Origin of the sequence: Actinomadura nitritigenes (assembly GCF_017573545.1) — a bacterium.
Lineage (GTDB): Bacteria > Actinomycetota > Actinomycetes > Streptosporangiales > Streptosporangiaceae > Spirillospora > Spirillospora nitritigenes.
The window spans coordinates 250,755-271,396 of the sequence record NZ_JAGEOK010000011.1 but is presented as its reverse complement, the minus strand read 5'-3'; the positions used below and the strand labels follow the sequence as shown (position 1 = coordinate 271,396).

The window sequence follows — 20,642 nt, the reverse complement described above, 5'->3', positions numbered from 1 at the left end:
GTCGGGGTGGTTGGCGGGGTGTGGAACGGCAGGCGGCGGCCGCCCCGTGGTGGGGGCGGCCGCCGCGTGGCCGTTCGTGTGGTGCGGATTACAGGTACTGGCCGGTGTTGGCGACGGTGTCGATGGATCGGCCGGCTTCCGCGCCCTTGGTTCCGGAGACGAGGGTGCGGATGTAGACGATCCGCTCGCCCTTCTTGCCGGAGATGCGGGCCCAGTCGTCGGGGTTGGTGGTGTTGGGCAGGTCCTCGTTCTCGCTGAACTCGTCGACGCAGGCGGCGAGGAGGTGGTTGACGCGCAGGCCCTTCTGGCCGGTGTCGAGGAACTGCTTGATGGCCATCTTCTTGGCGCGGTCGACGATGTTCTGGATCATCGCGCCGGAGTTGAAGTCCTTGAAGAAGAGGACTTCCTTGTCGCCGTTGGCGTAGGTCACCTCGAGGAAGCGGTTCTCCTCGCTCTCGGTGTACATGCGCTCGACGGTCCGCTGGATCATGGCCTCGACGGTGGCCTCTTCGGAGCCGCCGTGCTCCTTGAGGTCGTCGGGGTGCAGCGGGAGGCCGCTGAGGATGTACTTGGAGAAGATGTCCTTGGCGGCTTCGGCGTCGGGCCGTTCGATCTTGATCTTGACGTCGAGGCGGCCGGGCCGCAGGATCGCGGGGTCGATCATGTCCTCGCGGTTGGAGGCGCCGATGACGATGACGTTCTCCAGTCCCTCGACGCCGTCGATCTCGCTGAGCAGCTGCGGGACGATGGTGTTCTCGACGTCGGAGGAGACGCCGGATCCGCGGGTGCGGAAGATGGAGTCCATCTCGTCGAAGAAGACGATGACCGGGGTTCCGGCGGAGGCCTTCTCGCGGGCCCGTTGGAAGACCAGGCGGATGTGCCGTTCGGTCTCGCCGACGTACTTGTTGAGGAGTTCGGGGCCCTTGATGTTGAGGAAGAAGCTCTTGCCCTCCTTGCCGGTCTGTTCGGCGACCTTCTTGGCGAGGCTGTTGGCGACGGCCTTGGCGATGAGGGTCTTGCCGCATCCGGGCGGTCCGTAGAGGAGGACGCCCTTGGGCGGCCGGAGCTTGTGCTCGCGGAACAGGTCGGCGTGCAGGTAGGGCAGTTCGACGGCGTCGCGGATCATCTCGATCTGCGAGCCGAGTCCGCCGATCTCCTCGTAGGAGATGTCGGGGACCTCTTCGAGGACGAGTTCTTCGACCTCGGCCTTGTGGATCTTCTCGTAGGCGTAGCCGGAGCGGGGTTCGAGCATCAGGGAGTCGCCGGCGCGGAGGGGTACTCCGCGGAGCGGTTCGGCGAGCTTGATGACGCGTTCCTCGTCGGCGTGCGCGATCACGAGGGCGCGTTCGCCGTCGTCGAAGAGCTCCTTGAGCATGACGACCTCGCCCTGCTCTTCGAACTTGAGCGCTTCGACGACGTTGAGGGCCTCGTTGAGCATGACCTCCTGGCCGCGTTGGAGTTCGTCGACGTCGACGGCGGGGCTGACGTTGACGCGCAGCTTGCGTCCGCCGGTGAAGATGTCGACGGTTCCGTCGTCGCGGGCTTCGAGGAAGACCCCGAATCCGGAGGGTGGTTGCGCGAGCCTGTCGACCTCCTCCTTGAGCGCCACGATCTGTTCGCGAGCCTCTTTGAGGGTCGCTACGAGTCGCTCGTTCTGGCCTGTCACGGCGGCCAGGTTCGCTTGTGCCTCATGGAGGCGTTCTTCCAGGACACGTACTTGGCGCGGGGATTCCGCGAGCTTGCGGCGCAGCACGGAGATCTCCTCCTCCAGGAAGGAGATCTGCGTTTGGAGGTCCCTGACCTCCTTGTCGTGCTGCGCCCTGCGCGCCCCAGCATCGTCACGAGCGGCCACGCCCCGTCACCTCCTCACGAAGAGAGCCGACGACCTACTGAGACCCTACCTATCTGGAGGGCTTCCGTAACCTGCCCATTCGGTACTCGTGTCGTGCGGGTGTGGTTCGGGTGGTGTTCGGGGGGCGGGCCGGGGGTGGTGTTGGTGGTGGTGTTGTGCTGCGCGGACCTGGGGTTTTGGGTGTGGGGGCGTGTCGGGGTGGAGGGTTTGTCGATTTCGGGGTGTGTGGGGTGGCGCACGGCGTGTCGCTGTGCTTATTGCAAGCCCGTCGCAGTGTGCTCGTCTGCCGCGCGGGCGTTTTGCGTAGTTCCGCGGGCGTGGCGGCCCCGCGGGGGTCAGGATTCGGCGGGGGCCTCGGGGGCGGAGCCGGGGGCCTCGGGGGCGGAGCCGGGGGCCTCGGGGGCGGGGTGGGCGCCCTTGGCGGGGCGCCGCCGGCGGGCGGGCGGGGTGACGCCGTCGGCGAGGCGGCGGGCGGTGACGAGGAAGCCGGTGTGGCCGACCATGCGGTGGTCGGGGCGGACGGCGAGGCCGTCGACGTGCCAGGAGCGCAGGAGGGTCTCGAAGGCGTAGGGCTCGGCGAAGGCGCCGTGGGCGCGCAGGTCCTCGACGACGCGGGACATCTGGGTGGTGGTGGCGATGTAGGCGCAGACCATGCCGCCGGGGATGAGGGCCTTGGCGACGGCGTCGAGGGTCTCCCAGGGGGCGAGCATGTCGAGGACGACGCGGTCGGCCTCGGTCTCGGTGAGGGCGTCCTCGAGGGAGCCGACGGTGAGGCGCCAGGAGGGGTGGGGGCCGCCGAAGAACTTCTCGACGTTGGCGCGGGCGATGTCGGCGAAGTCGGGGCGGCGTTCGTAGGAGGAGACGAGGCCGTGTTCGCCTACGGCGCGCAGGAGGAAGCAGCTGAGGGCGCCGGAGCCGGCGCCGGCCTCGATGACGCGGGCGCCGGGGAAGATGTCGGCCATGGCGACGATCTGGGCGGCGTCCTTGGGGTAGACGACGGCGGCGCCGCGGGGCATGCGGACGGCGAAGTCGGCGAGGAGGGGGCGGAAGGCGAGGTATTCGACGCCGCCGCTGGAGCGGTAGACGGTGCCTTCGGGGCTGCCGATGATGTCGTCGTGGGGGACGGAGCCCTTGTGGGAGTGGTAGAGCTTGCCGGGCTGGAGGGTGATGGTGTTGATGCGGCCTTTGGGGTCGGTGAGCTGAACCTGGTCTCCGGGCCGGAACGGGCCGTGCGGGATGCGGCCGGTCGAGGGTGCGGGCTCGGTGGGCTGGGGTTCGCTCATGGTGGTCAAGGCTAGCGCCGGGCGGGCGGGGCTCGGGCCGTCCGTCCGGGCGGGGGCGGGCTGGTGGGGACGGTCAGACGCCAGCGAAGGCGCGGTCGACGTCGGTGACGGCGAGGACGCCGTAGACGCGGCCGTCGGGTTCGGTGAGGAGGTATTCGGAGGCGGGGTTGCGGCGGAGGGCGGCGATGAGGTCCTCGCCGGCGAGGTCGGCGGGGAGGGTGAGGTCGGGTTCGAGGCCGCGGGACAGCTCGCCGACGGTGATCCAGGGGCGGCGGTGCTCGGGGGTGGCGGTGACGGCCTTCTCGCTGACGAGGGCCTGGGGGTTGCCGTCGTGGTCGGCGATGACGATGGCGCCGGACTGGTCGGCGTGGGCGCGGCGGATGGCCTCGGCGAGGGGGGTGTCGGCGGTGACGAGGGTGGCGCGGCGGGCGAGGCGGCGGGCGGACAGCAGGGGGACGCGGTCGCGGAAGCGTTCGGCGCGGATGGCCTGGGTGGCGCCGACCCAGATGAAGGAGGCGACGAGGGCGGACCACAGGAGGGCGAGCCAGCCGATGCCGCCGGTGCCGCCCTCGGTGCGGTAGGTGGCGAGGTAGGCGCCGGCGATGAGGCAGGCGACGGCGACGGCGCGTCCGATCCAGCCGGCGACGACGGCGCCGCTGCGGCTGTGGCCGGTGGCCTTCCAGACGGCGGCGCGGACGAGGCGTCCGCCGTCGAGGGGGAGGCCGGGCAGCAGGTTGAAGACGCCGACGAGGAGGTTGGCGAAGGTGAGGGCGTCGATGAGGAGGAGGGCGACGTCGGGGAGGGGCAGGACGGCGTGGGCGAGGAGGCCGAGGCCGGCCAGGACGAGGTTGACGAGGGGGCCGGCGAAGGCGATGAGGAATTCGCGGCCGGGGGTGGCGGCCTCGCGTTCGATGGAGGTCTCGCCGCCGAGGATGTGGAGGGTGACGGAGCGGACGGGGAGGCCGAGGACGCGGGCGGTGACGGCGTGGCTGAGTTCGTGGACGAAGACGGAGCCGTAGAGCAGGACGGCGTAGGCGAAGGCGACGAGGTAGCTGAGGGGGCGGTCGATGACGCCGTTGACCTGGCCTTCGAACATGACGGTGACGAGGAGGGCGACCAGGAACCAGCTGGGCGAGACGTAGACGGGGACGCCGAAGGCGCGGCCCATGTAGAGGCCGGGCCGGGCGTCGGGGCCGCCTTTGCGGGGGCCGGGGTCGCCGGCGGGCGTCTTGCCCTGGGTCGGGGGCGCGGTGTTGGTCACGTATCCGATGCTACGGCCCGTCGGGGGCGGGTCGGCGTGGCGGTGCGCGCGGTTTCGGCGGGTGGGCCGGGGGTGCGGGATTTCGTCGGGGGCGTCGCCTACGCTGCTGTGCCATGACGACGACCGAGACCGGTGGTGAGGTGTCCGTTCCGTCTCCGCGGGGTGGGGGCGGGGTGGAGGTGGTGGGGTCGCTGTCGCCGTCGCGGGCGGGTGATTTCATGACGTGTCCGCTGCTGTACCGGTTCCGGGTGATCGATCGGCTTCCGGAGCGGCCGTCGGCGGCGGCGGCGCGGGGGACGCTGGTGCACGCGGTGCTGGAGCGGCTGTACGACCTGCCCGCGGGCGGGCGGACGGTGGGGGCGGCGCTGGAGCTGCTGGGGCCGCAGTGGGAGCGGCTGCTGTCGGCGGAGCCGGAGCTGGGCGGGCTGTTCGGGGACGACGAGTCCGGGGAGTCCGAGCGGGCGGAGTGGCTGGCGCAGGCGGAGCGGATGGTGGAGCGGTACTTCACGTTGGAGGATCCGCGGCGGCTGGAGCCTGCGGAGCGCGAGCTGTTCGTGGAGACGGTGCTGGATTCGGGGTTGAAGCTGCGGGGTTACATCGACCGGGTGGACGTGGCTCCGTCCGGGGACGTGCGGATCGTGGACTACAAGACGGGGACGGCGCCGCGGGCGGACTTCGAGGCGCGGGCGCTGTTCCAGATGAAGTTCTACGCGCTGGTGCTGTGGCGGTTGCAGGGGCGGGTGCCGCGGTTGCTCCAGTTGATGTACCTGGGGAACGGGGAGGTGCTGCGGTACGAGCCGGATGAGCGGGACCTGCGGGCGACGGAGCGGAAGGTGGAGGCTCTGTGGCAGGCGATCCGGCGGGCGATGGATTCGGGTGAGTGGCGGCCGCGGACGAGCCGGCTGTGCGATTGGTGCGATCACAAGGAGCGGTGCCCGGAGTTCGGGGGCACTCCCCCGCCGCTGCCGGCGGTTCCGGTGCGGCGTCCGTCTCCGGCGGATCTGGAGGGTGCGGCGGAGGGCGGCGCGGTGCGGGAGCGCGACGACCTTTAGCGCTGCGGGGCTGCGGTCGCCGCGGGGCTCAGGCCCGGCCGCTGCGGGCCTCCGGCTGCCAGGGGGTAGGGGCTCGGGCACCGTGGGGCGGAGATGCGATGCGCGGGGTCATCCTTGGGGAGGATCGCGGATCCGCGTGCAGGAGGGGTCGCGACCTGCTGTGACCTCCTAGGGTGAGAGTCGTGTCACCCCGCATCCGTGGTCTTCGTACTTTTCGTGCCTGGCTGCAGGCGCGTCCGCAGGCGGCGGACGCGTTGCTCGCGGCCGGGCTGCTGCTGGTGGGTCTGCCGCAGATGTACCTGCAGGACTTCCCGGACGGCGGTGACTACGCGGCGTTCCGGACGCCTGACGCGGTCGACGGGCTGATCGTCGTGGTGGTGACGATGGCGCTGACGTGGCGGCGCCGTCATCCGCTGCCGGTGCTGCTGGTGGTCGTGGCGGGTGAGCTGACGCTGACGGTGTGGGGGTATCCGCCGTCGGTGCCGGACGTGATGTCGTTCCTGATCGCGGTCTACAGCCTGGCGGCGCACCGGGGGCTGGCGCAGAGCGCGCTGGGGGGCGTGGCGGGGTTCGTGTCGTTCCTGGTGTCGCTGGTGATGCTGCCGGTGGAGACGTCGCCGGTGGTGCTGGTGAGCGACTGCGCGCTGGTGGCGGGGGTGTGGGTGCTGGGCCGGAACCTGCGGTTGCGGCGGGCGTACTTCGCGGAGCTGGAGGACCGGGCGGCGCGCCTCGAGCGGGCGCGGGGGACCGACGCGCGGGCGGCGCGGATCGAGGAGCGGTCGCGGATCGCGCGGGAGCTGCACGACGTGGTGGCGCACCATGTGAGCGTGATGACGGTGCAGGCGGGGGCGGCGCGGCGGATCATCGACCGGGATCCGGGGAGCGCGCGGGAGGCGATGTCGACGATCGAGGAGGTCGGGCGGACGGCGCTGAGCGAGATGCGGCGGATCGTGGGGGTGCTGCGGACGGAGCGGGACGCCGACCAGGCGGGGCGGGAGCTGGCGCCGCAGCCGGGCCTGGGTGATCTCGGGGAGCTGCTGGACCATGTGCGGGAGACGGGGCTGTCGGTGCAGCTGTGGATCGAGGGCGAGGCGCGGACGCCGTCGCCGGGGGTGGACGTGGCGGCGTTCCGGTTGATCCAGGAGGCGCTGACGAACACGTTGAAGCATGCGGGGGCGCAGGCGCGGGCGTGGGTGCGGCTGTACTACACGGACGCGGATCTGACGGTGGAGATCGAGGACGACGGGCGGGGGACGGCGACGATCGTGGCGGACGGGACGGACAATCCGGGGCATGGGCTGGTGGGCATGTACGAGCGGGTGGCGTTGTACGGGGGCGAGCTGCGGATCGGGCCGCGGGTCGGCGGGGGGTTCGGGGTGCGGGCGCGGTTCCCGCTGGAGGCGTGAGCGGTGGCGGCGCTCCGGGTGGGCGGTTCGCGAGGCGCTCGGGCGTTCGGAGCGAGGGCGCCGCAGGGCCTCTGCGGGGCCGCCGCCGGGGCGGGGAGGGCATAGGGTGACGTTGGCCGGTGCGAGGCGAGGAGCGGGGACGATGGACGCAAGCGGGGTGGCCGGGTGAGCGCGGTTCGGGTGCTGCTCGTCGATGATCAGCCGTTGCTGCGGACGGGGTTCCGGCTGATCCTGGAGGCCGAGGCGGACGTCGCGGTGGTCGGCGAGGCCGGGGACGGCGCGGCGGCGGTGGAGATGACGCGGTCGCTGCTGCCGGACGTGGTGCTGATGGACATCCGGATGCCGGGGGTCGACGGGATCGAGGCGACCCGGCGGATCATCCGGGAGGGTGCGGCGTCGCACGATCCGAAGGTGCTGATCCTGACGACGTTCGATCTGGACGAGTACGTGATCGAGGCGGTGCGGGCGGGGGCGAGCGGGTTCCTGCTGAAGGACTCGCCGCCGGAGGATCTGGTGCAGGCGATCCGGATCGTGGCGGAGGGCGACGCGATCGTGGCGCCGAGCGTGACGCGGCGGCTGCTGGACCGGTTCGCGACGCGGCTGCCGGCGGTGCGGGACGCGGCGCCGCCGCCGGGGCTGGACACGTTGACCGCGCGGGAGCGCGAGGTGCTGGCGCACGTGGCGCGGGGGCAGTCGAACGCGGAGATCGCCGCGGAGCTCGTGGTGAGCGAGACGACGGTGAAGACGCACGTGGGGAACGTGCTGGCGAAGCTGGGGCTGCGGGACCGGGTCCAGGCGGTGGTGTACGCGTACGAGACCGGGTTGAGCCGTCCCGGGCAGGGTTGATCGCGGGCGGTGCGCCGGGCCCTGCCGGCGGCCTTTTCGGGCCGCGCGGGGAAGGGTGTCCCTGAGGGCGTGCGGGTGGTGTTCGGGCTGGTGGGGCGGTGTGCGGCGGGTGCGGGGTCAGGGAACGTCCCTGAGCCGCCCCCTCTTTCGCCGGGTGGTCCCCTACTCCGGTAGGACGACGCCGGTGGCGAGTCTCCTGCCACGGATGGAGTGGTAAGTCCATTCCTGGGGTGCATCTCCGGAGGCGGTCGGCCTTCTACTGTTCTGTGTGGTGGGCCGCACGGGGGGACCAATCGCGGTCCGCAGCAGCTCGTTTTCCACCCTCATCCACTCACACAGGGGAGTTCACGTGACGAACACCGCCCCATCGACCGCTGATGCGCACTCCGCGCCCGGGGCGGGCGACTTCGCCGCACGGGCCCATCAGATCGCCAAGGTGTACGGGCGCGGCGACGCCCGGGTGGTCGCGCTGGACTCGGTGACCGTGGGGATCCCCCGCGGCCGGTTCACCGCGATCATGGGCCCCTCGGGGTCCGGCAAGTCCACGCTGATGCACTGCATGGCGGGGCTGGACTCGGTGGACTCCGGGCAGGTCTTCATCGGCGACACCGAGCTGACGGGGCTGAAGGACAAGCAGCTGACCCGGCTGCGCCGCGACAAGATCGGGTTCATCTTCCAGGCGTTCAACCTGGTCCCGACGCTGACGGCGCTGGAGAACATCACGCTGCCGATGGACATCGCGGGCCGCAAGGCCGACAGGGCGTGGTTGGACGAGGTGATCGACACCGTGGGGCTGCGGCCTCGGCTGAAGCACCGCCCGACGGAGCTGTCGGGCGGGCAGCAGCAGCGGGTGGCGTGCGCGCGGGCGCTGGCGTCCCGACCGGAGATCATCTTCGCGGACGAGCCGACCGGGAACCTGGACTCGCGGTCCGGCGCGGAGGTGCTGTCGTTCCTGCGCGACTCGGTCACCCGGATGGGGCAGACGGTCGTGATGGTGACGCACGACCCGTCCGCGGCGGCGTACGCCGACCAGGTGCTGTTCCTGACGGACGGGCAGATCGTCGACACGATGGCGGGGCCCACCGCCGAGCGGGTGCTGGAGCGGATGAAGGGCTTCGAGACGGGGGGCCGTCCGGCCGCCGCGGCGGGCGGGCAGGGGCCGGGGGTCGCGGCGCGATGATGGGCAAGGTCACGCTCCGCAACCTGGCGGCGCACAAGATCAGGCTGGTGCTGACGGCCGTCGCGGTGATCCTCGGCGTGGCGTTCGTGGCGGGCACGCTGATCTTCACCGACAGCATGAACAAGCAGTTCGACGACCTGTTCAGCCGGGTCGGCAAGAACGTCGCCGTGGACGTGCGGGCGAAGAAGGCCCTCGGCGGCGACGGCAACGGGCAGGCCCCGCAGCCGGTGCCGGCGTCGGTCCTGACGGCGCTGCGCGGCGTCGACGGGGTGAAGGACCCGCAGGGCAACGTGGACGGGTACGCGGCGGTGGTGGGCCGGGACGGGAAGGTGGTCGGGTCGGGTGGGCAGGGCCCGCCGCAGATCGGCTCGAACTGGAACTCCAACGGGTCGTTCGAGCTGAAGGCGGGCCGGACGCCGCACGGGCCCGGCGAGGTGATCGTCGACGCGACGACGGCGAAGAAGGGGAAGCTGGCCGTCGGCGACATGGTCGAGGTGGTGTCGTCGGGCCCGCCGCAGCGGATGCGGCTGGTCGGGCTGATCGACACCGGGAACCTGATGGGGGCGAGCGTCACCGCGTTCGACACCCCGACGGCGCAGCGGCTGATGCTGAAGCCGGGGTACTTCAGCGACATCCAGATGGGCTCGGCGGGCGTGCCGGAGGCGCAGCTGCGGGACCGGGTCGCGAAGGTGCTGCCGACCGGGGTGGAGGCGATCACCGGTACGAAGATGCGGGACGAGAACAAGAGCGACGTCGCGTCGTTCATGTCGTTCTTCCGGACGTTCCTGCTGGTGTTCGCGCTGATCTCGATCTTCGTCGGGGCGTTCATCATCTTCAACACGTTCTCGATGCTGGTGGCGCAGCGGACCCGGGAGCTGGCGCTGCTGCGCGCGATCGGCGCGGCGCGCCCGCAGGTGACGCGGGCGGTGATCGGTGAGGCGGTCGCGGTCGGGGTCGTCGGGTCGACGCTGGGCCTGGCGGCCGGGGCGGGCCTGGCGTCGCTGCTGCAGGCGCAGATGGGCGACGCCGGGAAGGGCGGCCTGACGTTCACCGCGACTCCGGTGATCTGGTCGTACACGGTGGGGATCCTGGTGACGGTGGTGTCGGCGTACTTCCCGGCGCGGCGTGCGGCGAAGATCCCGCCGGTGGCGGCGATGCGCGACGACGTGGCGCTGCCGCAGCGGACACTGCGGATCCGGGTGGCGCTCGGTTCGCTGCTGACGCTGGCCGGGGCGGGCCTGATCGCCGTAGGCCTGGCGGGGAGCGGCGGGAACCCGGTGATCCCGGTGGGCGCGGGCGCGTTCGCGGTGTTCATCGGGGTGGCGATGCTGGCGCCGGTGATCAGCGTCCCGGTGGTGAAGGTGCTCGGATGGCCGTTCGCGCGGCTGATGGGCGCGCCGGGGCGGCTGGCGCAGCAGAACGCGCTGCGCAACCCGCGCCGCACCGCCGCGACGGCCGCGGCGCTGATGATCGGCCTGGCGCTGATCACCGCGGTGAACGTGATGGGCGCGACGATGCGGGCGTCGGTCGACCAGCAGGTGGACGCGCAGTTCGGCGCGGACTACCTGGTGCAGGCCACCGGCGGCGACATCGGCCTCGACGTCGCGCCGAAGCTGAAGGCGACGCCGGGGGTGGCGTCGGCGTCCGAGACCTACGAGGGCACCGCGAAGCTCGCCGGCAAGCGCGGCACGTACATGTCGGGCGACGTCGATGTGATCGCCAAGGCGGCGCGGCTGAAGCTGGTGTCGGGTGGTACCGCGATCGGCGCGGACGGGCTGATGGTGAACGAGTCGACCGCCAAGGCCAACGGGTGGCGGGTCGGGGCCACCGTCCCGGCGCTGTTCCCCGACGGGAGGACCGAGCAGCTGAAGGTGACGGGGATCTTCGCCAAGAGCGACCTCATCGGCAGCCGCATCATCTCCCGGCAGGTGTACCTGCGGCACGCGGTGCGGCCGTCGGTGGACGCCGTGCTGGTCGACACCGCCAAGACCGACACCGCGACCAAGCACGCGATCGAGTCGACGCTGAAGGCGTACCCGAACCTGAAGCTGTCGGACCAGACGTCGCTGAAGAAGGACGCCCACAAGCAGGTGGACGGGTTCGTGACGTTCCTCAGCATCCTGCTGGCCATGTCGGTGATCATCGCGGCGGTCGGGGTCGTCAACACCCTGGCGCTGTCGGTGATCGAGCGGACCCGGGAGATCGGGCTGCTGCGCGCGATCGGGATCTCCCGGCGTCAGCTGCGCCGCATGATCCGGCTGGAGTCCATCGTGATCGCGGTGTTCGGCGCGCTGCTCGGCACCGGCATCGGGGTGGCGTTCGGCGCGGCGATGCAGAACGCGCTCAAGGACAAGGGCCTCGGCGTGCTGTCGATCCCGTACGGGACGCTGGTGGTGTACCTGGTGGTCGCCACGCTGATCGGGGTCGCGGCGGCGCTGTGGCCGGCGTGGCGGGCCGGGCGGATGGACGTGCTGAAGGCCATCTCCACGGACTGACCGGCGGCTCCCGTCCCGAAGCCCCAGCCCCTCATCGGGGGGCCGGGGCTTCGCCGTGTCCCGGCCGGCCGGGGCTTCGTCGCGTCCCTCCCGGCCGGGGCTTCGCCGGGTCCCTGCCGGGCGGGCCTTCGCCGGGTCCCTGCCGGGCGGGCCTTCGCCGTGTCCCTGCCGGGCGGGGGATGACGAAGCCCCGGTCCCCCTCTGTGCGGGGGCCGGGGCTTCGGCGTGCGGGACGCGCGCCCGAGGGCGGTCGTGCGGCCGGGCCTACTCGCCGGTCTCGGCGTCGGTCTCGGCGGCCGGCACCGTCCCGGGCGCCACCGCGGCCTTCGCGACCTCGTCGGTCGCCGACACGGTGGTGTTCTCCGGGAAGTGGCAGGCGGCCTGGTGGCCGTGGCTGAGCTCGATCAGCGGCGGCTCGACCTGCTTGCAGATGTCCTGCGCCTTCCAGCAGCGGGTGTGGAACCGGCACGCGGGCGGCGGGTCGAGGGGGCTCGGCACGTCGCCCTGCAGCCGGATCCGCTGCCGCCCGCCGCGCTGGCTCGGGTCCGGGACCGGCACCGCCGACAGCAGCGCGTTGGTGTACGGGTGCATGGGCCGCTCGTACAGGTCGCTGCGGTCCGCGATCTCGACGATCTTGCCGAGGTACATGACGGCGACCCGGTCGGAGATGTGCCGGACGACCGACAGGTCGTGCGCGATCACCACGTAGGTGAGGTCGAGTTCGTCCTGCAGGTCCTCCAGCAGGTTGACGACCTGCGCCTGCACCGACACGTCCAGCGCCGACACCGGCTCGTCCGCGACGATCAGCTTCGGCTTGAGCGCCAGCGTGCGGGCGATGCCGATGCGCTGGCGCTGGCCGCCGGAGAACTCGTGCGGGTACCGGTTGTAGTGCTCGGGGTTGAGGCCGACGAGTTCCAGGATCTCCTGGACGGCCTTCTTGACCCCGTTCTCGGTGGCGATGTTCTGCAGCCGGAACGGGGCCCCGACGATCGCGCCGACCGTCTTGCGCGGGTTCAGCGACGAGTACGGGTCCTGGAAGATCATCTGGAGGTCGCGGCGGAGCGGCCGCAGCCGCCCCTGGGACATCGTGGTGATGTCCTGCCCCTCGAAGGTGATCTTGCCGAAGCTCGGGTCCAGCAGCCGCATGATCATCCGGCCGGTGGTGGACTTGCCGCAGCCCGACTCCCCCACCAGGCCGAGGGTCTCGCCCTTGCGGACGGAGAACGACACGCCGTCGACGGCCTTCACCGCCGCGACCTGCCGGCGCAGCAGCCCCGCGGTGACGGGGAAGTGCTTGCCGAGGTTCTCCACCTCCAGCAGCATCTCCCCGTCCCGGATGGGACGGGGCGCCGCCGCGTCGGCGGAGGTCTCCGCGGCGCCGGGGACGGTGGTCCCCGGCGCGGCGGTGTCAGAAGTGCTCACAGTCTTGTTCCCACCCGTGCTCGTCACAGCTTCGGCCGGATCTCGGATTCCCAGATCTCCTGCTTCTTCTCGAGCGGGAGATGGCAGGCCACCCTGTGGCCCGGGACCGCCTCGACCAGTTCGGGACGCACCGTCGTGCACTTGTCCCCGTTGAGGTCCTTGTAGGCGCACCGCGGGTTGAACGCGCAGCCCTGCGGCACGTTGATCAGGCTCGGCGGGGTGCCCTTGATCGGCAGCAGCCGTTCGGTGCGCTCCCGGTCCAGCCGCGGCATCGACCCGAGCAGCCCCCACGCGTAGGGGTGCAGCGGCTTGTGGAAGGCGTCCTCCACCGACGCGTACTCGGCGCACCGGCCCGCGTACATCACCAGGATGTCGTCCGACAGCTCCGCGACCACCCCGAGATCGTGGGTGATCATGATGACGGCGGAGTTGAACTCCTGCTGCAGGTCCCGGATCAGGTCGAGGATCTGCGCCTGGACGGTCACGTCCAGCGCCGTGGTCGGCTCGTCGGCGATCAGCAGCTCCGGGTCGCAGGACAGCGCCATCGCGATCATCGCGCGCTGCCGCATGCCGCCGGAGAACTGGTGGGGGTAGTCGTCGACCCGCTTGTCCGGCTTCGGGATGCCGACGCGGCCGAGCATCTCGATGGCGTGCTTGCGCGCCACCTGCTTGGACACGTCGTTGTGCACCCGGTACGCCTCGATGATCTGCGCGCCCACCGTGTAGAAGGGGTGCATCGACGACAGCGGGTCCTGGAAGATCATCGCCATCTTGCGGCCGCGCAGCCGGCGGACCTCGCCGGGCGACGCGCCGACGAGCTCCTGGCCGTCGAGCCAGATCTCGCCGGACACGTTGGCGTTGCTGCGGTTGTGCAGGCCGAGGACGCCGAGGCTGGTGACGCTCTTGCCGGAGCCGGACTCGCCGACGATGCCGAGCGTGCGGCCCTTCTCCAGCTGGAACGACAGCCCGTCGACCGACTTCACCAGACCGTCGTCGGTCGGGAAGTGGATCTTCAGGTCGCGGACCTCGAGGAACGCCGTGGGAGCCTCCCCGGCGCCCGCGGCGGGCCCGGTGGCCGGCGTTGTGTCGGTCATCAGCCCAGCCTCACTCTCGGGTCGATGATGGCGTACAGGAGGTCGACGATCAGGTTGATCACGACGATGAAGAACGCGGCGAGCGTGGTGACGCCGAGCACCATCGGCAGGTCGCCGGTCCCGATCGAGCTGATCGCCAGCTGCCCGAGGCCGGGGATGCTGAAGGTGTTCTCGGTGAGCACCGCGCCACCGATCAGCAGCCCGAAGTCGAGGCCGAAGATGGTCAGGATCGGCGTCAGCGAGGCGCGCAGCGCATGCTTGGTGATGACCGTCTTCTCCGGCAGGCCCTTGGCGCGGGCCGTGCGGATGTAGTCCTCGTTCATCGTTTCCAGCATGCCCGCTCTGGTGAGCCGCGCGTACATCGCCGCGTACAGGAACGCCAGGGTGACCCAGGGCAGCACCAGCGACTCGAACCATGTCAGCGGGTTCTGGCTGAAGCCCACGTAACTGCCTCCGCCGGGGAAGATGCCCAGCTTGTAGGAGAACAGGGCGAGCGACACCAGGCCCGTGAAGTAGATGGGCAGCGACACTCCGCTCAGGGCCACCACCATCGCGGCCCGGTCCCAGATGCTGCCTCTCTTCAGCGCCGAGACGACACCGGTCGACACGCCGACCACCAGCCAGACGATCGCGGCGCCTATGGCCAGCCCCAGGGTCGCCGGGGCACGGTCCATCAGCGTCGGGAGCACCGGCTGGCTGGTGCGGAAGGAATAGCCGAGGCAGGGCGCCGGGCAGTGGTCGGTGACCGGCCCGGCCTTGAAGTCCTCACCGGCCACGATGCCCTTGAGGTAGTGGCCGTACTGCACCACCACCGGCTTGTCCAGGCCGAGCCGTTCCTTGGTGGCCTGGATCGCCTCCGCCGTCGGGGCCTTGCCGACGTAGGACGCGGCGAGCTGGTCGGTGGTCTGGCCCGCCAGCTTCGGCAGCCAGAAGAAGATGCCGAAGGTCACCAGGCTGATGAGCAACAGCATGAGAACGGCGCCGACGAGGCGCCGGATGATGTATGCGAGCACACTTCGCGGCCCCGCCCGCCGACCGGCCGGACCTGTGGGCCCGGTACCGGTCGGCGGGCATCGCCTTCACCTGCCTTCAGATGAACGCACGGACGGAGGAGATTTACTTCTCCACGCCCATGTTGAGGTAGTCGTACATTCCGCCGTAGCCGGCCGTGATACCGACGTTGGTGACCCGCTTCGGCCGGTAGAGCAGCGCCTTGGCGTAGATCAGCGGGACCTCGACGGCGTCCTGCATGACCATCTGGTCGATGTCGCCGTAGAGCTTGGTCCGCGTGGTCTTGTCGGTGCTGGCGATCGCCTGGTCGAGCGCGTCGTTCACCTTCGGGTTGTTCTCCTCGGCCAGGTTGTTGCCGCCGGAGGGCTTGATGGCCCGGCCGTCGACGATCTGGGAGAGGAAACCGTAGCCGGTCGGCCAGTCGGCCGCCCACGCCATGAGCATCATGCCGATGCCGTGCTGGTGCACGTAGTTCGGGACGCCGACGTACTTGTTGAAGTAGTCGCCGGCCGGCCACTGCACGATGCTGACGTTGATGCCGACCTTCTTGAGGCTCTGCTGGATGGCCTGGGCCATCGCGACTTCCTTCGGCCGGTCGGACCGCGCCGAGATCTTCGTCGAGAAGCCGTTCGGCTGGCCGCAGGCCGCGAGCTCCTGCTTGGCCTTCGCCAGCGTGGCCGCGTCGAGGCCGTTGCCGCCCGCCGCCTGCTTCTGCGGGAACAGGTCGAACTTGCGGTACCCGTCGACCGTCGGGGGCAGGATCGTCGTGGCGACGTCACCGCCGGCCAGCGGGCCTCCGTAGGCGGTCTGCGCGGCGACCTTGTCGGTCGCGTACTGCACGGCGTTGCGGCAGTGGATGTTGTCCAGCGGCTTGACGTGCAGGTTCAGCGACATGAACCGCAGGTAGCCCTGGATCGGGTTGTCGGTGTAGGGCTTCTGCGCCGCCGCCAGCACCTTCGGCTGCGTACCGGCCTGCACGCCCACGCCCGCGACGTCCATGTCGAGCGAACCGGCCAGCAGGCGGTTGTCGATGTCGTCGGCGTTCTGCTTCAGCTGCAGCTCGATCTTGTCGGGCAGCGCCTTGCGGATCGGGTCGGTGCTCGGGTCCCAGTTGGGGTTCCGCGACAGCGTCATCGACTTGCCGCGGGTGTAGTTGTCGACCTTGTACGGGCCGCTGGAGACGATCGACGACTCGTACTTCAGGCCGGTGTCCTTGGCCTTCGGCACCGGGATCGTCTGCGACATCGCCACCAGGTCGTCGAACTCCGAGAACGGCTTCGACAGGTGGAAGATGATCGTGCTGTCGTCCGGCGTCTCGATCGACTTCAGACCCTCGTCGCTCTTGTCCTTGTAGGGACCCTTGTACGCGGGCTTGTTGTCGACCAGGTAGGTCTTGAAGTACTTCGGACCGAGCTGCAGCTCGTCGGTGAAGTTGCTGCGCTCGACGGCGTACTTCACGTCCTTGGACGTGACGGGGGTGCCGTCGTCGAACTTCACGCCGGTGCGCAGCTTGTAGGTCCAGGTCTTCGCACCGTCGCTCGGCTGACCGGGCGCGGTCGCCAGGTCCGGAACGATCTGCTTGCTCTCGTCGCCCGCGGCCGGCTTGAAGGTCATCAGGCCCCGGCCGTAGAAGCGCGAGAAGTTCTGGTCCCACGCGTAGTACTGGTTGCCCGGGTCCGGCGAGTCGAAGTCGTCGGACATCGCCAGGCGGAGGGTGCCGCCCTTCTTGTCCGACTGGTTGATGACCTTGTCGACCGCGGCGTTGTAGCCGGGTCCGCTCCCCGAGCCGCCGGAGTCGCCACCGCCGCAGGCGGCGAGGCCCGCCGCGGCGAGCGCGCCGGCGGCGAGGGCCGCGATTGGTCTCATCTTGTTCATGTGCAGGCGCACCCCATTCATTTCTCCGGGTCGGATGAACCCGAGGTCACTTGGCCCGAGGGTCGAGAGCGTCCCGCAGCCCGTCACCGAGCAGGTTGAAGGCGAGGACGGTGATGAAGATCGCCACACCGGGGACGATCATGTACATCGGGTCGGAGGAGTAGATCGGCACCGCGAGGGTCAGCATGCCGCCCCACGAGGGGGTCGGCGGGATCACGCCGACGCCGAGGAACGACAGCGCCGCCTCGAACAGGATGTTCGTCGGGATCAGCAGGGTCGAGTAGACCAGGATCGGCGCGACGAGGTTCGGCAGGATCTCCTTGAACAGGATGTAGGAGTTCCGGGCGCCCATGCTGCGTGCCGCGTCGACGAACTCGCGTTCGCGCAGCGAGAGGGTCTGGCCGCGGATGATCCGGCCGATGTAGGGCCAGTTGAAGAACCCGATGACGAAGATCAGCACCCAGATCCGCAGGCCGTTGCCGCTCAGCCCGAACGAGCCGTCGGAGATGACGGCGACCAGCGCGATCGCGAACAGCAGCAGGGGGAACGCCAGGAACGCGTCCATCGCCCGGCTGATGAGCATGTCGACCCAGCCGCCGAAGTAGCCGGCGGTGATGCCGAGGACGACGCCGATGACCACCGACAGCACGGTCGCCAGGAACGACACCAGCAGCGAGATCCGGGCGCCGTGCACGATCCGGGCGAGCAGGTCGCGGCCGGTGCCGGGCTCCACCCCGAGGAGGTGGTCGGCGCTGATGCCGGTGTGCCAGATGCCGGTCTTCGGCCGGTTGTAGGTCGGGTCGATCAGGTTCTGGTGGTAGGCCAGCGGCGACTGCACCAGCAGCGGTCCGAAGATCGCCAGGAGGATCAGCAGGATCACGATGACGCCGCCGGCGAGCGCGACCTTGTCGCGCTTGAGTCGCATCCAGGCGATCTGTCCCAGGGAACGGCCCTGGATCGCCTTGCCGTCGACACCGGCGAGGACCGCTTCCGGTTGCGCCTCGGTGTCGGACCCGGTCACCTCAAGGGGTGCGGCCACGCTCTGTACCTCCTACCGTCCGGCCACTGGTTCGGCCATGCCGCCGCCGGCGCGGTGACCGGCGGTCGCGGAGATCATCCGCTGACCCCGTGCCCGTTACGCCGCGTTTGCTGAAGGGAAAGGTAGCCCCTCGGCCATGACTGTCCATCCGTGAGACGGGCTGCACCAGTACCCGTATCTGACTTGTGATCTCGTCGTCATCTCGGGCATACGTGCTCGGTCATCAGGTCGGACAAATCGCCCGAATAGTACGTTCGCCTGTGCCGTGCTCTGCAACACGAAAGCGGTCTAGACCGGCAAGCTTTACCGTACTGAGTCCGTTCTGAGATCGATCGTCCGCAGGTCAGCGCCCCTGGACGCAGAAACGGCGGGCCGGGACGCCCCCCGAGGGGGACGTCCCGGCCCGCCGCCGGACCCGCCGGGACCGCGCGTCAGGAGATGCCGCGGTCGCGCAGGATCTTCTCGATCTCGGCCATCTCCGGGTCGCCGGACGGCTGCGCGCTGCCCACCTCGCCCCGGGGCTTGCCGCCGCGTCCGGCCGCCTTCGGCTCGCCCTTGCCGCGCGCCGCGGCCTTGCCGCCGTCGTCGGATCCGCCGCCCGCCCGGCGGCTGAGCATCGCGCCCGAGGTCAGGTAGAGCAGGACGGCCAGCCCCGCCACCCCGACCCCGGCCCACTTCACCGGGCTGAACGCCAGGTCCACGAAGAACTCGGTCACCCCGGTCATCGCCGCGGCCAGCGGCACCAGCGACAGCGCGGCGCCGCGCATCCCGGACGCCGCCCCGCGGCGCCGGTAGACCCCCCAGCTCATGACCAGCCCGACCAGGGTCACCCCGAGGCTGATCAGATCGATCGCCGTGTCGCTCATGTCGGCCCCTCACTCCGTACGGTGCTGCCCTGCCGGCGCTGCTGCTCCTTCCATCGTCACACGTCCGGGCCCCGATTCCGCTCCTCCCGGCGGACGGTTTGCGGACAATCCGGTCTCCTCCTCCGGCGTGATCCGTCCCCTAGGGACCACCGCCTAGGTCCCGGCCGCCTCTCCCGGGGCACGCGTCCACGGGTCCTGGCCGGGCCGCGCGGCCTCCCCGCATAGATCAACGTCGCGCAACGGTTGGACGTCGAACCGGTCGAGCGGGGCCGCCTCACGGCCCTCGGCGCCGCCTACCCGGCGGCGCCGGACCTCATCCGACCAGCGAGAACAGCCGTTCCAGGGTCACCTCGCGCAGCGACGCCGCCACGGTGCGTCCGGGCGCCGGCGGGATCGGCAGGACGCTCGGCACCGCGACCGTCACGCACCCCGCCGCCTCCCCCGCGGCCACCCCGTTGGGGGAGTCCTCCAGCACGACGCAGCGGCCGGGGACGGCGCCCAGACGGGCCACCGCGGTCAGGTACGGCTCCGGGTCGGGCTTGGTGCGCGCGACCTCGTCGCCGGCGACGCTGAGCGCGAAGAACCCGCGGCCGACCGCGTCCAGCACCGGCTCGATCAGCCGCCGGTGGCTGGAGGACACCAGCGCCGCGGTGACGCCCGCGTCCTTCAGCTCCACCAGCAGCTCCTTGGCGCCCGGCATCAGCGGCACGCTCTCGCTCAGCCGCTCGTGCATGCCGTCCAGCATCCGCCGCCCGACCTCCTCCGGCGGGACGTCCGCGCCGGTCAGCCCCAGCATGTAGTCGACCGCGACGCCGAGGGACCCGCCCACCAGCGCCCGCTGGTGCTCCTCGCTCCACTCGCCGCCGAGCCACGCGACCACCTGCGACTCGACCTCGAGCCACACCCGCTCGGAGTCGACGAGCAACCCGTCCATGTCGAACAGCACGGCCTGAAGGCCACCGTGACCGTCCCGCAAATCGTCCTTCCCTTCCTCGTCGCCGCCGGCGCGCGTCCCCGCGCTGGCGAGTGCCGCGTGCGGTCGTTGACCTGCACGGTCGCGCGGCGTGTGCCGTCACGTGTTGAAGTACTTGGCCTCCGGGTGGTGGACGACCAGCGCGTCGGCCGACTGCTCAGGGGCCGGCTGCAGCTCCTCCGACAGCGTCACCCCGATCCGGCCCGGGTCCAGCAGCCCGACGAGCTTGGTGCCATCTCCCATGTCGGCGCAGGCCGCGTAGCCAAGGAGAACCGGTCGCGGCGCTGGCGCGGGAACGTGAACCGCTCCCGCTCGGAGCCGTCCTCGTTGAGGACGACCAGGTCGTCGCCCTCCGACGCGGCCGGAAAGTACCCGTACACGACTCCGGCCTCGATCAGGCCCTCGGTCTGGACACGGTCCAGCCACATCCGCAGCCGGGGCCGCCCCTCGGCCTCCACCAGCTCCTCGTAGCCGGGGCCGTCCCCGCCGCGCCACGGCTTGAGCCCCCAATGGCCCGCGTCGGATCGGGCGGGCATGTCCTCCGGTTCGGTGACGGCGAGCGTCGCGCCGCGCCGCACGCGGCGCTCGCGCAGCGACGGCAGGCTCGCGCCCCGCTCGCCGCGCTTGACGGCCATGAACGCGTCCATCAGCCGCAGCCCCTCGAACGCGTCGCGGGCGTAGCGGACCTCGCCGTCGCAGAGCCCGGCGAGGTCCTGCTCGACGTTGGCTCGCGGGGCGGCCTCCAGGATCGCCGACACCGGCTGCTCGATGCCGATGTGACGACGTCGTAGCCGTTGGTGGACAGGATGATGTCGACGAGGTTCTTGCCGATGTCGTGGACGTCGCCCTTGACGGTGGCGAGCACGGTCCGGCCCTTGCCGCCGTCCTCGGACCTCTCCACGTGCGGTTCGAGGCGCGCGACGGCGGACCCGCTCGACGACCAGGCGCAGGTGCTCGGGGGTGGTGCCGCAGCGGCCGCCGACCGGC

General features: G+C 70.9%; 15 protein-coding genes and 1 pseudogene. 5 read left to right on the top strand and 11 right to left on the bottom strand.

The features are described from left to right. Positions 1–88 precede the first annotated feature (88 nt). From arc to J4557_RS19280, 3 genes are all read right to left on the bottom strand, one after another. Entirely contained in the window at positions 89–1,852 is a 1,764-nt protein-coding gene (arc, locus tag J4557_RS19290) for a proteasome ATPase (protein WP_208268092.1), read from the bottom strand. A 335-nt stretch (positions 1,853–2,187) separates the two neighbouring features. Next, on the bottom strand, positions 2,188–3,135 hold the full coding sequence (locus J4557_RS19285) for a tRNA (adenine-N1)-methyltransferase (RefSeq protein ID WP_208268091.1): 948 nt from the start codon (positions 3,133–3,135) through the stop codon (positions 2,188–2,190). Positions 3,136–3,208: 73 nt separating this feature from the next. Then, on the bottom strand, positions 3,209–4,396 hold the full coding sequence (locus J4557_RS19280) for a site-2 protease family protein (protein WP_208268090.1): 1,188 nt from the start codon (positions 4,394–4,396) through the stop codon (positions 3,209–3,211). A gap of 218 nt (positions 4,397–4,614) precedes the next feature. On the opposite strand from J4557_RS19280, the gene J4557_RS19275 reads away from it, so the two are divergent. From J4557_RS19275 to J4557_RS19255, 5 genes are all read left to right on the top strand, one after another. Then, a complete protein-coding gene (locus tag J4557_RS19275; RefSeq protein ID WP_243776047.1) occupies positions 4,615–5,448 on the top strand; it encodes a RecB family exonuclease in 834 nt (277 codons plus the stop codon). Between the two features lie 182 nt (positions 5,449–5,630). Next, positions 5,631–6,854 (top strand): sensor histidine kinase, encoded by a 1,224-nt coding sequence (locus tag J4557_RS19270; RefSeq protein ID WP_208268088.1) that lies wholly within the window; start codon positions 5,631–5,633, stop codon positions 6,852–6,854. 165 nt (positions 6,855–7,019) lie between these two features. Continuing rightward, positions 7,020–7,700, top strand: a complete 681-nt coding sequence (locus J4557_RS19265; RefSeq protein WP_307799995.1) for a response regulator — start codon at positions 7,020–7,022, stop codon at positions 7,698–7,700. A 349-nt stretch (positions 7,701–8,049) separates the two neighbouring features. After that, a complete protein-coding gene (locus tag J4557_RS19260) occupies positions 8,050–8,880 on the top strand; it encodes an ABC transporter ATP-binding protein (RefSeq protein WP_208268087.1) in 831 nt (276 codons plus the stop codon). After that, positions 8,877–11,375: an ABC transporter permease gene (locus J4557_RS19255; RefSeq protein WP_243775989.1), complete on the top strand. Its 2,499-nt coding sequence runs from the start codon at positions 8,877–8,879 to the stop codon at positions 11,373–11,375. The genes J4557_RS19260 and J4557_RS19255 overlap by 4 nt, the downstream gene beginning before the upstream one ends. A gap of 264 nt (positions 11,376–11,639) precedes the next feature. Here J4557_RS19255 and J4557_RS19250 read toward each other — a convergent pair whose 3' ends face one another. The 8 genes and pseudogenes from J4557_RS19250 to J4557_RS52520 all read right to left on the bottom strand — a co-directional run. Beyond that, positions 11,640–12,698, bottom strand: coding sequence for an ABC transporter ATP-binding protein (locus J4557_RS19250; protein ID WP_243776045.1), 1,059 nt, complete (start codon positions 12,696–12,698; stop codon positions 11,640–11,642). Between the two features lie 122 nt (positions 12,699–12,820). Next, the gene (locus J4557_RS19245; RefSeq protein ID WP_208268086.1) at positions 12,821–13,891 is read right to left on the bottom strand and encodes an ABC transporter ATP-binding protein; all 1,071 of its coding nucleotides are present in this window, start codon (positions 13,889–13,891) and stop codon (positions 12,821–12,823) included. Next, positions 13,891–14,904, bottom strand: coding sequence for an ABC transporter permease (locus tag J4557_RS19240; protein WP_208268085.1), 1,014 nt, complete (start codon positions 14,902–14,904; stop codon positions 13,891–13,893). Before J4557_RS19240 ends, J4557_RS19245 begins: the two co-directional genes overlap by 1 nt. 103 nt (positions 14,905–15,007) lie before the next feature. Next, positions 15,008–16,768 (bottom strand): ABC transporter substrate-binding protein, encoded by a 1,761-nt coding sequence (locus tag J4557_RS19235; protein ID WP_208268084.1) that lies wholly within the window; start codon positions 16,766–16,768, stop codon positions 15,008–15,010. A gap of 55 nt (positions 16,769–16,823) precedes the next feature. After that, entirely contained in the window at positions 16,824–17,816 is a 993-nt protein-coding gene (locus J4557_RS19230; RefSeq protein WP_208268083.1) for an ABC transporter permease, read from the bottom strand. Between the two features lie 431 nt (positions 17,817–18,247). Further along, a complete protein-coding gene (locus tag J4557_RS19225; protein WP_208268082.1) occupies positions 18,248–18,682 on the bottom strand; it encodes a hypothetical protein in 435 nt (144 codons plus the stop codon). A gap of 313 nt (positions 18,683–18,995) precedes the next feature. Further along, the gene (locus tag J4557_RS19220) at positions 18,996–19,628 is read right to left on the bottom strand and encodes an HAD family hydrolase (RefSeq protein WP_307799993.1); all 633 of its coding nucleotides are present in this window, start codon (positions 19,626–19,628) and stop codon (positions 18,996–18,998) included. A 126-nt stretch (positions 19,629–19,754) separates the two neighbouring features. Next, positions 19,755–20,583: pseudogene (locus J4557_RS52520) on the bottom strand (vitamin B12 dependent-methionine synthase activation domain-containing protein); the annotation flags it as partial. Between the last annotated feature and the right edge of the window lie 59 nt (positions 20,584–20,642).

Bases quoted from the DNA above. Each gene is read 5' to 3' on its own strand.
- J4557_RS19285 (WP_208268091.1), bottom strand. From the start codon at position 3,135: ATGAGCGAACCCCAGCCCACCGAGCCCGCACCCTCGACCGGCCGCATC.
- J4557_RS19225 (WP_208268082.1), bottom strand. From the start codon at position 18,682: ATGAGCGACACGGCGATCGATCTGATCAGCCTCGGGGTGACCCTGGTC.
- J4557_RS19255 (WP_243775989.1), top strand. From the start codon at position 8,877: ATGATGGGCAAGGTCACGCTCCGCAACCTGGCGGCGCACAAGATCAGG.
- J4557_RS19275 (WP_243776047.1), top strand. From the start codon at position 4,615: ATGACGTGTCCGCTGCTGTACCGGTTCCGGGTGATCGATCGGCTTCCG.
- J4557_RS19250 (WP_243776045.1), bottom strand. From the start codon at position 12,698: ATGCTGCTGGAGGTGGAGAACCTCGGCAAGCACTTCCCCGTCACCGCG.
- J4557_RS19245 (WP_208268086.1), bottom strand. From the start codon at position 13,891: ATGACCGACACAACGCCGGCCACCGGGCCCGCCGCGGGCGCCGGGGAG.
- J4557_RS19235 (WP_208268084.1), bottom strand. From the start codon at position 16,768: ATGAGACCAATCGCGGCCCTCGCCGCCGGCGCGCTCGCCGCGGCGGGC.